Source organism: Bradyrhizobium sp. HKCCYLR20261, from assembly GCF_051168435.1.
GTDB lineage: Bacteria > Pseudomonadota > Alphaproteobacteria > Rhizobiales > Xanthobacteraceae > Bradyrhizobium.
Map to the genome: position 1 here is coordinate 19,894 of NZ_JBNPUZ010000016.1, position 14,008 is coordinate 33,901.

Here is a 14,008-nt window from a genome sequence, read left to right on the forward strand (position 1 = left end):
GCAAGGCAGCGGCGACGCAGCCTTATGGTTGTACCTAATGCCCCGTTAAATTACGGGGGCTGAGCCACTCAGGCGATGGCCTGGAGATAGCGCGCCACCGAGCGGTCGAAGGCCGCCTTGCCGTCGCTGGCCACGTTCTTCTGCCACCACGCGCCATAGATGCGATCAAAGGCGAGCGGCGCGACCGCGTCGGCGATGCGGCGCACGGCGGCGGCGCCGAGCGGGATGTAGTTCGGATAGGAATACATGAAGCTGACGTGGCGGCGGTCCATCGCGACCATCGCGATGTCGCCGGCGAACAGCGCCCCCTTGCCTGCCGCGCCCGCGCGCCAATGCAGCATGGTGGCGCCGGCGAAATGCCCGCCGGTGCGCAGCAGCACCACATCGTCGGAAATGGCGATGCGATCGCCGGTCCACGGCACGATCGCCGGATGCGGCCGGGTGACGAAGGCGCGGTCGTCGCCATGAAGATAGATCGGGATGTTGCCGAACGCCTCGCTCCAATCGGCGACGGCGCCATAATAGTGCGGATGCGACACCGCGATGGCCTTGAGGCCGCCGAGGCTGCGGACATGCGCAATGGCCGCATCGGTCGCCAGCGGGATGCAATCCCACATCACGCAGCCGTCGCGCTCGGGGATCAGCAGCGCGCGCTGGCCGATCGCAAAGCCGGGGTCCAGAGCGAGGCCGGTCAGGCCGTCATCGTCGCGCCAGACGAGCTGATGTTTCGCGGCGAGTTCGTCCCGGCTGAGGAAGCGCTGGCCGTTCCAGTTCACATATTGCCGTTCGTCCTCGCAGACCACGCAGGCCTGCGGCGGCGCCGGCGTATCGGCGAACTGCGCGCCGCATTGAAAGCAGGTCCAGAGCGGCATCGATCACCTCGTGAGGTTGCAAGGAGTGAAGCATAGCATGGCGGCCGCGCGTCGGCATGGTCGCGCACCGGTTCCTGATGGCCTATCGTCCGCCCGTTCAGACCAGGAGCCCCGGGACATGCCGACCACGCCGCGCCGCGCCTTCGTTCACCGCCTGCCAATGCGCAGCCCCGATGATGTCGGCGCGCTCGAATCTGCCATTGCGCAAGGCACGATCGATCCCGCCGGCATCGTCGCCATTCTCGGCAAGACCGAGGGCAACGGCTGCGTCAATGATTTCACCCGTGCCTTCGCCGTGCGCTCGCTCGAGGCGCTGCTTGGCCGCTACCTCGCCGCCGATGCGCTGCGCGAGATCGCGATGGTGATGTCCGGCGGCACCGAGGGCGCGCTGTCACCGCACATGATCGTGTTCGAGGCGCGCCGGGACAGCGGCGCGTCCGACGAGCCGCGGCGGTTTGCGACCTCGCTCGCGCTCGGGCGCGCGCGGACAAGCGTGCTGGCGAGCGAGCATCTCGGCCGCATGCGGCAGGTGGAGCTGGTCGCCGAGGGCGTGCGCGCGGCAATGGCCGACGCCGGCATCCGCGACGCCGCCGACGTCCACTACGTGCAGGTCAAGTGCCCGCTGCTGACGATGGAGCGGATCGAGGCGGCGGAGGCGCGCGGCGCCCGCACCGCCGTTCGCGACACGCTGAAGTCGATGGGATTTTCCCGTGGCGCCTCGGCGCTGGGCGTGGCCGTCGCGCTCGGCGAGCTTGAGCTGGCCGAGCTGTCCGATGCCATGATCTGTTCCGATTTCTCGCGCTTCAGCCGGCGCGCTGCGACCTCCGGCGGCGTCGAACTGCTCGACCACGAGATCATGGTCGCCGGCATGTCGGCCGACTGGCGCGGGCCGCTCGCGATCGATCATGGCGTGATGGCGGATGCGATCGACATCGAGCCGGCGCGGCAGGCGCTCGCGCGGCTCGGGCTCGGCGTGGCCGGCCAGGTCCCGGCCGGCGAGCGCGGCCGCATCGCAGCGGTGCTCGCCAAGGCAGAAGCGGCGCAAGGCGGCCGGGTCCGCGGCCAGCGGCACACCATGCTGGACGACAGCGACGTCTCCTCGACCCGGCATGCCCGGGCCTTTGTCGGCGGCGCGCTCGCCGGCCTGTTTGGCTTCACCGATCTGTTCGTCTCCGGCGGCGCCGAGCACCAGGGCCCGGACGGCGGCGGGCCGGTCGCGGTCATCGCGGAGCGATGCTGAGCGCCGTCTGGATCCCCCAGGAACCCCTGCACAAACACCGGTGCCTCCGCTCCCCTCCCCGCAAGGGGGAGGGGAGCGCACCGGTACCGTGGCGGCAGTTCGGACTCGCTGGACGCCGGCCTGCGACATAATGCGCCTCTCAGCGGCGAACGGTAACAAAAAACCGTGGAATGAGGCAGCACGAAGGATTGCGAATAATTCTCACCTGCATCAGGTAATATCGTCCTAGTGCAGTCACGGATGTAACGACCTTTCACCCAAATTCACGGCCTTGTTGAGAGAGGTTCGCAATTGGAACAAGCCAGTTGCAGACCTCACGAACAACAATTCAGTCCTTGAGCAACCATTGGGGTGGTGAGTATGGGTCGAGCTGTCTTTCCAGCGAGCTTGCGCGGAGGCCCCGCGCTTCGGGGGGAACCCTCCTCTGACGTATCCGGAGTCAAGGTGTCGGCGGTCGCGGGACTGATCGCCGTCGCCTCGTTCTCCGGCGCCGAGGCGCAGCAGGCGCCCCTGCCCTCCGTCACCGTCGAGGCGCCGACCGCCCGCGCCAAGCCCGCGCCATCGCGGCCGTCAGCCGAACAGATCCGCGCCCGCAGCGCGCTGCGCCGCGCCGCGCGCCCGCCGCAGCAGCCGCCGGCCCAGACCGGACCGCAGACGCCGCCGGACGCCAACCCGTATGCCGACGCCGCCGCGCCCTACAAGGTCGACCGCGTCGCCTCCGGCAAGTTCACCGAGAAGCTGGTCAATACGCCGAAGACCATCACGGTGATGAGCAAGGAGGTGATGGAGGACAAGCGCATCACCACCCTGAAGGAGGTCGGCCGCTCCACCGCCGGCGTCACGCTCGGCTCCGGCGAGGGTGGCAACGCGTTCGGCGACCGCTTCTTCATCCGCGGCTTCGACGCGCGCAACGACATCTTCATCGACGGCATCCGCGATCCCGCGGTGTCGGTGCGCGAGAACTTCTTCACCGAGCAGGTCGAGATCCTGCGCGGGCCCGCATCCGCCTATGCCGGCCGCGGCACGGCCGGCGGCGCCATCAACATCATCACCAAGCAGGCCGGCGACCGCAATTTCTACAACGCCGAATCGACGCTCGGCACCGATCAGACCAAGCGCGTCACGCTCGACGTCAACCAGACGATCTCGCCGACCTTTGCGGTGCGCACCGGCGGCCTGTTCCAGGACGCCAATGTCGCGGGGCGCGACCACGTCACCGACGATCGCTGGGGCGGCTTCATCTCGACCAAATGGACGCCGAACGATTCGGTGAAGGTCACGACCAACTACGTCCACACCGATCTCTCCGGCTACCCGGATTTCGGCGTGCCGTTCTACAAGCAGGGCAACATCCCTGCAACCTCGGCCGGCATCCCGCGCACCAACTGGTACGGCTTCCTCAACCGCGACTTCCAGGCGGCGCGGCAGGATTTCGGCACGCTGGCGGGCGAGCTGAAGCTCAGCGACAGCGTCACCTTCACCAGCAAGCTGCGCGGCGAGCATTCCGAGCTCAACTACATCGGCACCCTGCCGAATGCGAGCGTGGCCGGAACGGCCAACGCCGATCCGACCAAGTGGTTCTTCAACGCCAGCGCGCAGAGCCGCTATCAATTGGTGGACAACTGGGCCAACCAGAACGATCTGACGTTCAAATACGACACCGGTCCGATCAAGCACACCACGGTGATGGGCACCGAGTTTTCCAAGGAGAAGATCTCGATCGACCGCTATGCCGGCCTGACCTCGGAGGCGTTCGGCTCGCAGGGCACCACCGGCGGCGGACTGCAGAACCAGAACATGTTCAGTCCCGCCTATACCAACCTGCCGTTCACCACCGTGCCCTATCTGACCGGCAATCCGACGCGCTACGACGTCGACAGCAAGAGCGCCTATGTCATCGACACCGCCAACTGGCGCGACACGCTGATCCTCTCCAGCGGCATCCGCTATGACGGTTATGCGATGCGATCGTCGAACAACACGGCGTCGGCGACGGTCGATTCCGACCTGATCAACTACAATGTCGGCCTGGTCTTCAAGCCGCTGCCGATCGGCAGCCTCTATGCGGCCTATGCGACCTCGGCCAATCCGTTCGGCTCCGAGCTCGACGGCACCGCGACCGATTACGGCGGCATTCCGCCGAACAGCACCATCATCCTCGGGCCGGAGCGCAACAAGGGCGCCGAGATCGGCACCAAATGGGAGCTGGTCGACCGCCATCTCCTGGTGACCGGCGCGCTGTTCCAGACAGAGAAGGAGAACGCCCGCGAGACCGTCAACGGACTGCTGACCTCGGGTGCCGCCTACCGCATCCAGGGCATCGACATCGAGGCCGAGGGCAAGATCACCGATCGCTGGAGCATCTTCGGCGGCCTGGTTCTGATGCAGTCGAAGGTGACGCAGAGCGGCATCGCCTCCAACAACGGCCTGCAGCTCGCCAACATCGCCCACCAGTCGCTGAGCGTGCTGTCCAAGTACAAGTTCGACGACGGCTGGGAGATCGGCGGCCAGGCGGTGTACCGGTCGAAAGTGTTCGGCGGCACCTTCGCGGCCAACACCGGCAACGAGCTGCCGAGCTACTGGCGCTTCGATGCCTTCGTGGAGAAGCAGATCGACAAGAACTGGAGCATGAAGGTGTATGCCCAGAACATCACCAACCAGCTCTATTACGACACGTTCTACCGCAGCGCCGTGCCGTTCACGCAGGTCGCTCCCGGCCGCGCGTTCTATCTGATCACCACCGCGAAGTTCTGAGCCGGACATCGTCCCGATCCAGAAACAGTTTCGCCAAACTCCCGCCGCATCCTTCGGGCGCGGCGGGAGACGGACCGACGAACTGATCGACTGAACAGAGCGCCGGAGGCCCAATCAACCGCAGAGAAGGCTCGACATCAGCGTCGCTCTCCCATCTCGAATTGAATGACGAACATCAGCGCAACCAGGAGGTTTCAATTGTTGCCGTGAGGCGACAGTGCGGGGATCAACTCCCATTTTCGGAAATGGATGGAAACTTTTCGCATTCCGGCCACGAGCGGAACCAGCTTTGGACCGCTTTCCCTCGCTTCTTGACTTGCATTCGCAACAGGCACGCGCCCGTTGCGGGCGTTCAACGAACCAGGTTCTCGCGGACCAAGGTTCACAAAACCCAAGTCAAGTTGCGTAACGAATGGGGTGGTCGAAGATGGGTAAGGCAGTCTTTCCAAGGAGCTTAAGAGGAGCCGGCGGGCACGAATGGGAATCACCGGCTGACGTGTCGGGCGTGACGGTCTCGGCAGTGGCCGGCCTGATCGCGGTCGCGTCGTTCTCCAGTGCCGAAGCCCAGCAGGCGCCGCTGCCGTCCGTCAATGTCGAAGCGCCGGTGGCGCGTCCGAAGCCGGCGGCCTCGCGCCCATCCACGGAGCAGATCCGCGCCCGCGACGCGATGCGTCGCGCCGCCCGCCAGCAACAGCAGCAGCAGGTCGCGGCTCCCGTCAGCAACCTGCCGCCCGACCGCAACCCCTATTCGAGCCCCGCCTCCGACTACAAGGGCGAGCGGCTGCAGGCCTCCGGCAAATTTCCCGAGAAGCTCCTGAACACGCCGAAGACCGTCACGGTTCTCAGCAAAGAGATCCTGGCCGACAAGAACTCCACCAGCCTGAAATCCGCCGTGCTCTCCACCGCTGGCGTGACGCTCGGCACCGGCGAAGGCGGCAACGCATTCGGCGACCGCTTCTTCATCCGCGGCTTCGACGCCCGCAACGACGTCTTCATCGACGGCGTGCGTGATGCCGGCGTCTCGGTGCGCGAGAACTTCTTCACCGAGCAGGTCGAGATCCTGCGCGGCCCGGCGTCGTCCTTCGCCGGCCGCGGCACCACCGGCGGCGCGATCAACATCGTGACCAAGCAGGCCACGACCGAGAACAGCTTCTACAACATGGACACGACGCTCGGCACCGACCAGACCAAGCGCGTGGTGATCGACGTCAACCAGAAGATCACGCCGACCTTCGCCGCCCGCGTCGGCGGCCTGTTCCAGGACGCCGGCGTGGCGGGACGCGACTACGTCACCGACAACCGCAATGGCGGCTTCATCGCCACCAAGTGGACGCCGCTCGACACCGTCACCCTGGCTGCCAACTACATCCACAGCGAGGTCTCGGGCCGTCCGGATTTCGGCGTTCCGTATTACCGGCCGAGCAATCTGGTCGCCGGCGCACCGTTCCCCGAGGTCGGCGCGCCGCGCACCGCCTGGTACGGCTTCGTCAACCGCGACTTCCAGCGCATCGGCCAGGACATCGGCTCGTTCAATGCCGAGGTGAAGATCACCCCCGACCTGACCATCTCCGACAAGGTCCGGGTGTCGCGCTCGACCCTGAACTACATCGGCACCCTGCCGGAAGGGCCCACGATCACCAATCCGATCCAGAACTCGGTGATCCGGGCCAATCCGCAGAGCCGCTTCCAGCAGACCGACGTGCTCGCCAACCAGCTGGATGCGACCTACAAGTTCGACACCGGCCCGTTCAAGCACACGCTGGTCGCGGGCCTCGAGGTCTCGCAGGAAAAGGCCATCATCAACAGCTACACCGGTCTGACATCCGAGCAGCAGGGCCTCGCCTTCGCGGGCAACGGATCGCTCTCGAACGTCAGCGTGTTCAACCCGCAGTTCACCAACCTGCCGTTCGGAATTCCCTCGCTCGGCCAGTTCCCGACCAACATCAAGATCGACACCGCGAGCGTCTACGCGCTCGACAGCGTCAACTATCGTGACTTCGTCATCCTCAATGGCGGCGTCCGCTACGACAAATACGACGTCCGCGTCGACGGCTTCGGCACCGTCAACGGCGTCGCCAACACGCCGGGCTCGACCGCGGCCTCCAGCGGCCTGCCGAACTTCAACGTCGGCCTCACTTTGAAGCCGCTGCCCTATGCCAGCGTCTATGCGGCCTATGCGACGTCGTCCAATCCGGTCGGCGCCGAGTTCGACGGCCTCAACGCCGCGTATGGCGGCCTCTCGGCGGTCACCAATGGCGGCGCCAACCAGGTGTTCGGGCCCGAGAAGAACACCTCGATCGAGATCGGCACCAAATGGGAGCTGCTCGACGGCCGCCTGCTGGTCACCGGCGCGCTGTTCCAGACCGAGAAGGAGAACGCCCGCGAGTCGCGCAACATCGCCAACAGGGCCCAGGCCACGGCCGACTGCCCCTATCCGGTCGGGACCACCGGCAACGTGCCGTGTCTGTCGGCAGGCGCAGCCTACCGCATCCGCGGCATCGACCTGCAGGCGGGCGGCAAGCTGACCGACAAATGGAGCATCTTCGGCGGCCTCGTGCTGATGGAATCCGAGGTGACGAAGTCGAACATTCCGCCGGCCAACACGGCGCTGTTCACGAGCAATGTCGGCCTGCAGCTCGCCAACACCGCGCACCAGTCGTTCAGCCTGCTGACGAAGTACCAGCTCAACGACACCTGGGAAATCGGCGGCCAGGCCGTGTACCGCTCCAAGATCTATGGCGGCACATGGCTCGCAGCCAACCAGGGCACGGAGCTGCCGAGCTACTGGCGCTTCGATGCCTTTGCGGAAGCCAAGATCAACAAGAACTGGACCGCGAAGGTGTTTGTTGCCAACATCTTCGACAAGCTCTACTACGACGCATTCTATCAGAGTGCCACGCCGTTCTCGCTGGTCGGTCCGGGACGAAGCGCATCGATCGTCGTTTCGGGACGGTTCTGACCTCAGCGCAAGCGAGCCGGGGCACATCATCGAGTTGAGTTCATGCTGATCTGTGTCCCCGGTATTTTGAGCAAAGACGATGTGGCGGAGTTCCGCCGCATCATGGACCAAAGCGACTGGGAGGACGGCCGTTCGACCGCCGGCGCCCAGTCGGCCATGGTCAAGCGCAACGAGCAGCTGCCGCCCGACAGCGAGGTGGCGCGCAAGCTTGGCCACCGCATCATCTCGGCGATGACCGCCAATCCGCGCTTTCTCGCCGCCGCCATCCCGCAGCAGATCTTCCCGCCGCTGTTCAACCGCTACAGCGCCGAGTCGGGACATCATTTCGGCATTCACGTCGACAACGCCGTGCGCGGCGACAAGCTCACCGGCCTGCGCATCCGCACGGATCTCTCGGTCACGCTGTTTCTCTCCGAGCCCGAGGATTACGATGGCGGCGAACTCGTCATCGAGGATCTCTACGGCTCGCATGAGGTGAAGCTGCCGGCCGGCGACCTCGTGCTATATCCCGCCTCGAGCCTGCACATGGTGACGCCAGTGACGCGCGGCGTCCGCGTCGCCTCGTTCTTCTGGCTGCAGAGCATGATCAGGGATCCGCTCGCCCGCAGCATGATCTTCGATCTCGATACGACCATCCAGGGCCTGTCGCAGCGTCTGGGACGTGACGATCCGGAGATGGTTCGCCTGACCGGCCTCTATCACAACCTGATCCGCTACTGGGCCGAGGTCTGAGCCCGGCTCTCACCGGCGCGTCAGGATCCTCTGCGAGCGAGCCGCGGCTCAGGAGCCTCGGCTCGCCGATCCGTGTTCCTTTCGCGCGCGGCCCTGCCGCTTCGACAGCCGAGCCCCTGTCCTCATCGGGTCGATCATCAGCACGGCCGTCGATCATCTGCGCATCCCTCCGAACCGCACCGCGCGCGATTGTCCTTCAGCGCTTCAGTCGATGTGTCGCATCGTCGGTCGCCCGCCCGCATGCAACAGTGAGCGCGGTCACCCGCTTCGATCACTTGCGCACCGAATCATCCACATCGGTCGCATCCGCGCCGATCTCGCCGCCGGACCGCTGCTAAGCTGACGCTGATCGTTTTCCGCGGCCACGACTAATTAGAATTGATGGAAGTCCGAACGGCGGCAATTGCGTGATCGGCAGGCCGCATTGGTGGCAACCGGCATCCTTCGAATCGTTCCAGATTAGAAACTTCAGATAGTTAGTGCACGAGGAGCGCCTTCAAGCGACGATCCGCTAGCCGCACGGCATGCTCTCGCACATCGCATCGCACGCACGGACTTGATTGCCGACATTGATGAACCCGCTTTGAGTCAAGGCAGCGTCTCAAATCAGCCCCGTTGCGCCGTGAAACATTACCGCAAGTTTAACTACTAGGGGTGTGCAGCAACATGTTCAGGATCGTTCTTCATGTCGGAGCGGTGATCGCAGCCGTTTCGGCCGGCGCCATGGCGCACGCCGAGCAGCCGTCCACCTCGCCGAGACCTGGCCAGGCTGCCGTTGCGCCACAGACTGCTGCGACGGCGCCCGCAGCGCGAAGCACCCCGAGCACACCAGCACCGGCAGCGACGGTCGCGCAAGCCCAGGCGCCCGTCAGTGCCGCCACAGCTAACAGCACGGCGCAGGCACAGCCCGCCGCAGCGAAGCCCGTGACCACCGGTCAGGCACCGGCGGCGACTCCGGCAGCCGCGGCGACACAGCCCGCAACGACCGCGGCAGCGCCAGCCGCAGCCGTCGCGCCGGCGGCGACGACGCCGCCCGCGGCCCCTTCGGCTGCAGCCGACGCACACGCGCCGACCGCGACCGAGGCCGTCACCGACGCGTCGCCAGCCGACAAGGCAAAGGAGCAGGCCGACAAGCCGGCCCAGACCACGACGCAGGCGGCCACGCACGTGCCCCACGACCTGTCGCCGTGGTCGATGTTCCTCGCCGCCGACATCCTCGTGAAGTCGGTGATGATGGGCCTTGCACTCGCCTCGCTCGCGACCTGGACCGTCTTCATCGCCAAGACCATCGAGTTCGGCATCCTGCGCCGCAAGCTGAGCAGCGCGCTGCGGAAGGTGGACAACGTCCGCTGGCTGTCCGAAGCGAAGCTCGCTTTGGGCTCGCGCCAGACCGTGCTGAACGCGTTGATCGACGCCGCCATGCATGAGATCAGATTGTCGTCCGAGCTGCCGTCTCACGGCGTGAACGAACGCGCTGCGTCGAGCTTCTCGGAGATCGTGCGCGCCGAAGGCCGCCGCTGCCGGACCGGCATGGGACTGCTCGCCACCATCGGTTCGATCTCCCCCTTCGTCGGTCTGTTCGGCACCGTCTGGGGCATCATGAACAGCTTCATCGGCATCTCGAAATCGCAGACCACGAACCTCGCGGTCGTCGCTCCCGGCATTGCCGAGGCGCTGCTCGCGACCGCCATCGGCCTCGTGGCCGCAATTCCCGCCGTCATCATCTACAACCACTTCACGCGGGTGACGAAGGGCTACATGGAGCTCGTCAACCGGTCCTCCGGCGCCACGGCCCGCATGCTGTCACGTGATCTCGATCGCGGCCAAAGCCATCACACGCCGCATGACAGCCGCTTCGAGCCGATCCACGTCCACTCCGCGCCTCCGATGGCGCTGGCCGCGGAGTAAGCGCAATGGCGGTCTCTCTTTCGGAAGCCGATGGCGACGACGATCTCGGCGAATCCAGCGACATCAACGTCACGCCGTTCATCGACGTGATCCTGGTGCTGCTGATCATCTTCATGGTGGCGGCGCCGCTCTCGACGGTCGACGTGCCCGTCGATCTGCCGACCTCGTCGGCGACGCCGCAGAAGAAGCCGGACAAGCCGATCTATGTCAGCATCAAGCCGGACCTGACCTTGTTCGTCGGCGAAGAGCAGGTCAAGCGGGCGAGCCTGGTGAGCACGCTCGAGCACATTCCCGACGCCGCCAAGGACAAGTTCATCTTTCTCCGGGCGGACCGCGGCGTCGCCTACGGCGAACTGATGGACGTGATGGAACTGCTGCGGACCGGCGGCTATCCGAAGATCAAGCTGGTCACGGTCGAAGGCGTCTCACAGGCAGCCGCGCAGGCTGCACACTGACCCCCTGTAACGACGGAAGTGAAGAATGGTCGAACACAAGTATCAAGGAGCGTCGCGCCGCTTGTGGATCTCAGCCGCCATCGGCGCGGTGATGTTGCACGGCGGCGGCGCCGCTCTCGCGGTCGTTCATCTCAGCGGCCATGAACAAGAAGGCGGCCTCGGCGCCGCCGGCGCCGAGTTCGCCCTCGAGATGGCGTCGCCCCAGGTCGAGGACAACGATCTTCCGCCCGGCCCCGACAGTGATGCGGCCGAGGCCGCGCCGGAACAGATGCAGCAGACCGCCGAGGTCAAGGAGTCCGATGCGGTCAAGGACAAGCCGACCGAAACCGAGGAGGAGGCCGATCGGGTCGTCACGATGAACGAGCCGAAGAAGCCGGAGAAGGAAGAGCAGCAGCAGGCGCAGCAGCAGGCGGAAGCCTCCGTCGCGTCGGCCGCGCAGGAGGAGTCGGCTCGCAAATCCCTCGACGAGGCGGCTCCGCCAGCCGAGACCGCCAAGGCGCCGAATCCCGGCATGGGCAAGGACAAGCAGAAGCTGACCAATGATTGGGGCCGCAAGATCAGCGCCTATTTCGAGCTGCACAAGAAATATCCGGAGGGCAAGAAGCACAACGGCACCGTCAAGGTCGCGCTGGTGCTGAGCCGCGCCGGCAAGGTGATGTCGGCCTCCGTGATGCAGTCCTGCGGTGACCCGATGTTCGACACCGCGGCGCTGGCGATGATCCGCCGCTCCGACCCGGTGCCGGCGCCGCCCGCCGGGCTGACCGACGATCAGTTCAGCTTCAGCCTCGACGTGAACTTCAATCAGAAGAAGTAGTCGCGCGCTCTGTGCGCGCATCTGCAGACTGGGCAGCGCTTGCGATTCCGCGGGCGCTGCTTTTTCATTGCGAGGGGTTGCGGCGGGCTAAGAGCCAGCGCTGAGCGGGCGTCTCGGCGGGAGGCTCCGATCGTGGCCTCATGGTTCGAGACGCGCCGCGAGCGGCGATCGCACCTCACATCGGCGCACTCGGCGCGGCGCTCCTCACCATGAGGGTCAAAAGCCGGGCGGCACTGCACGCCGACCATAAGCACGCCACGGCGTGTTCATGGAGAGGAGCGACTTTGGCGTTGCCGTGCCCGGACTCGTTCTCCTCACGCTGAGGAGCACGCCGAAGGCGGGCGTCTCGAAGCGCGAGGCCTCGGTCTGATCCGATTTGCTGGATAAAGACGACGAGCCCACCGGCTCCGCCAACTAGTACTGCACCCTCGCGCCGACCTGGACCACCGTGGCCGAGAGATTGTTCTCCTTGAAGTTCGAGCGCGTCTCCTCGCGGCGGACGCTGGCGCGGAGCTGCAGCAGGCGGGAGAACTTGTAGAGCATGCCGACTTCGACGAGATAGCGGTTGTCGACGCGGGTGGTGCCGGTGAAGGCGTCCTGGCCGACACCTGCGAGGAACGTGCCGACCAGCCAGGGCTCGAACTGGTGCTCGACGCCGACGGTGACGTCGCGCTTGAGCACGCCGGAGATGCCGGGCTCGGTGATCTCCACGACCTGCGACTTGGCGCCGAGCATGACCGCGGTCTCCTTGGCATACTGCCAGGTGAGGTTGGCGTCGGCGATGAAGCCGTTGACCGGCTTCAGCATGGGATCCTGATAGCGGCGCGCGAGATAGCCGACGGCGACGTCGCCGGTCAGCGTGTCGGCATAGTTGAAGGTGACGCCTGCCTCCACCGCGGTGCCGGTGGAGTCGCGGCGAAAGCCTTCGGCGTCGACGGCGATGTCGTGCACGCGGCGATCGACGGCGACGTCGACGAAGGGCCGAATCTCCGGGGTGAGATTGTAGGTGACGCGACTCTGCGAACCGTACTGCACGAAGTTGCGGTCCGCATTGCTGACGATCTGGCCATCCATCAGCGGCGCGTTCTGGAAGGCCACGCGGTCGATGGCGGCCTTGGTCGAGATCTCGACCTCCTCAAACCGCTTGGTCAGACCGGCGGAGCCGCCCACGGTCGACGCCAGCGGAATCCTGGCGAAGCGTCCGGCGAAGCGCGGCGTGCCGGGATCATCGGCATCGACGACAACGTGGCCCTCGCCGTTGAGCGCAAACGTATCGGTGATGTCGTAGCGCCCATTCACCTTCGCGTCGACGGTGGGCCTCGAGAGCTGCCGGAGCTTGGCATAGTCGATATAGCCGACGCGCACATCGGCGTTGAGCAGATGCCTCTCGAACTGAGAGCGCACGAGCAGGACCGGCGCAACGCTGACGAAGGCGGAGCCCTTGCCTTGCGGCACACGCCCGGGATTGCTGTCGAAACCGGAGGACATCTCGAAGGCAGGCTTCAGGATGAAGTTGCCGACCGTGATGCCCTTTGGCTCGAAAGGGTCCTCCTCCATCATCGGCGGTGCCTGCGGCTGCGGCTCCTGCGGCTTCTGTCCTCGATTGACCGGCGGCAGCCGCATCTTCGGCTTGTCGGCGAGAACGGGCGGAATCGGTTGCGCATCCTGCCGCGGGATCGGTGGAAGATTGCGCGGCAGCACACCTCGCGTGGCGGGCGGAGGGCTCACGGCGAAGGCCAGCGCATCGAGACAGCGATTGGGAACGTTGGTCATCGACAGCCGGCCCGGCGTCGACAGGCAGCCGCCGACCAAGAGACCCGCCGATGGCGCGCCGAAGAATCCGTTGCGCACGGGAGCGAGGCGGGGCTGCGGCTCACGGCGTGCAGCCTGCGGAAGCGCGCCCGCGCCGGCATCGATCGGGGATTTCGGTCGCGGTCGCTCCTCGACCTGCGTCGCCGCCTTTGGCTCTGGCTCGGCGCCACCCGGCGCGACGATCACCTGTGGGATCACCAGCGGACCGTTGCCGTTGGCGGGCCGCGCCGGCTGGCGGCGACGACCGGGAATGACCACCACCGGTCCGCCCTCGGTGGTCCCTGGATCTGCATAGGCGCTGGCCTGCGTGCCGGGAACGACGGTCTGGCCGAGCGCGGGCGCCCCGCCGACCAACGTCACGAGCAGCACGGCGAACGCGGCCGTCTCCTCCTGACGCAGCGAGACCCAACCAATGCCACGCCTGGAATCGGACGTCTCTCGTGCTTTCCGTTCCAAAAAGCT

At 66.0% G+C, this 14,008-nt stretch carries 9 protein-coding genes; 7 read left to right on the forward strand and 2 right to left on the reverse strand.

What is annotated here, in order from left to right; genetic code table 11:
- Positions 1–68: 68 nt before the first annotated feature.
- Positions 69–872 (reverse strand): MBL fold metallo-hydrolase, encoded by an 804-nt coding sequence (locus tag ACQR1L_RS27690; RefSeq protein ID WP_434861088.1) that lies wholly within the window; start codon positions 870–872, stop codon positions 69–71.
- 118 nt (positions 873–990) lie between these two features.
- Here ACQR1L_RS27690 and ACQR1L_RS27695 point away from each other — a divergent pair, with 118 nt between their 5' ends.
- The 7 genes from ACQR1L_RS27695 to ACQR1L_RS27725 all read left to right on the forward strand — a co-directional run bounded on the left by ACQR1L_RS27695 (position 991) and on the right by ACQR1L_RS27725 (position 11,734).
- Positions 991–2,112: a ring-opening amidohydrolase gene (locus ACQR1L_RS27695; RefSeq protein ID WP_434861089.1), complete on the forward strand. Its 1,122-nt coding sequence runs from the start codon at positions 991–993 to the stop codon at positions 2,110–2,112.
- A gap of 360 nt (positions 2,113–2,472) precedes the next feature.
- Positions 2,473–4,866, forward strand: coding sequence for a TonB-dependent siderophore receptor (locus ACQR1L_RS27700; protein ID WP_434861090.1), 2,394 nt, complete (start codon positions 2,473–2,475; stop codon positions 4,864–4,866).
- 427 nt (positions 4,867–5,293) lie between these two features.
- Positions 5,294–7,825 carry a TonB-dependent receptor gene (locus ACQR1L_RS27705; protein ID WP_434861091.1) on the forward strand — a complete coding sequence of 844 codons (2,532 nt, stop codon included), beginning with the start codon at positions 5,294–5,296 and terminating at the stop codon, positions 7,823–7,825.
- 42 nt (positions 7,826–7,867) lie between these two features.
- Positions 7,868–8,557: a Fe2+-dependent dioxygenase gene (locus ACQR1L_RS27710; RefSeq protein WP_434861092.1), complete on the forward strand. Its 690-nt coding sequence runs from the start codon at positions 7,868–7,870 to the stop codon at positions 8,555–8,557.
- 666 nt (positions 8,558–9,223) lie between these two features.
- The gene (exbB, locus tag ACQR1L_RS27715) at positions 9,224–10,465 is read left to right on the forward strand and encodes a tonB-system energizer ExbB (protein ID WP_434861093.1); all 1,242 of its coding nucleotides are present in this window, start codon (positions 9,224–9,226) and stop codon (positions 10,463–10,465) included.
- A gap of 5 nt (positions 10,466–10,470) precedes the next feature.
- Positions 10,471–10,920, forward strand: coding sequence for a TonB system transport protein ExbD (exbD, locus tag ACQR1L_RS27720; RefSeq protein WP_434861094.1), 450 nt, complete (start codon positions 10,471–10,473; stop codon positions 10,918–10,920).
- A 25-nt stretch (positions 10,921–10,945) separates the two neighbouring features.
- Positions 10,946–11,734 carry a TonB family protein gene (locus ACQR1L_RS27725; RefSeq protein ID WP_434861095.1) on the forward strand — a complete coding sequence of 263 codons (789 nt, stop codon included), beginning with the start codon at positions 10,946–10,948 and terminating at the stop codon, positions 11,732–11,734.
- A 414-nt stretch (positions 11,735–12,148) separates the two neighbouring features.
- Here the strand turns inward: ACQR1L_RS27725 and ACQR1L_RS27730 are convergent, their stop codons facing one another.
- Positions 12,149–14,002 (reverse strand): outer membrane beta-barrel protein, encoded by a 1,854-nt coding sequence (locus ACQR1L_RS27730; RefSeq protein WP_434861096.1) that lies wholly within the window; start codon positions 14,000–14,002, stop codon positions 12,149–12,151.
- Between the last annotated feature and the right edge of the window lie 6 nt (positions 14,003–14,008).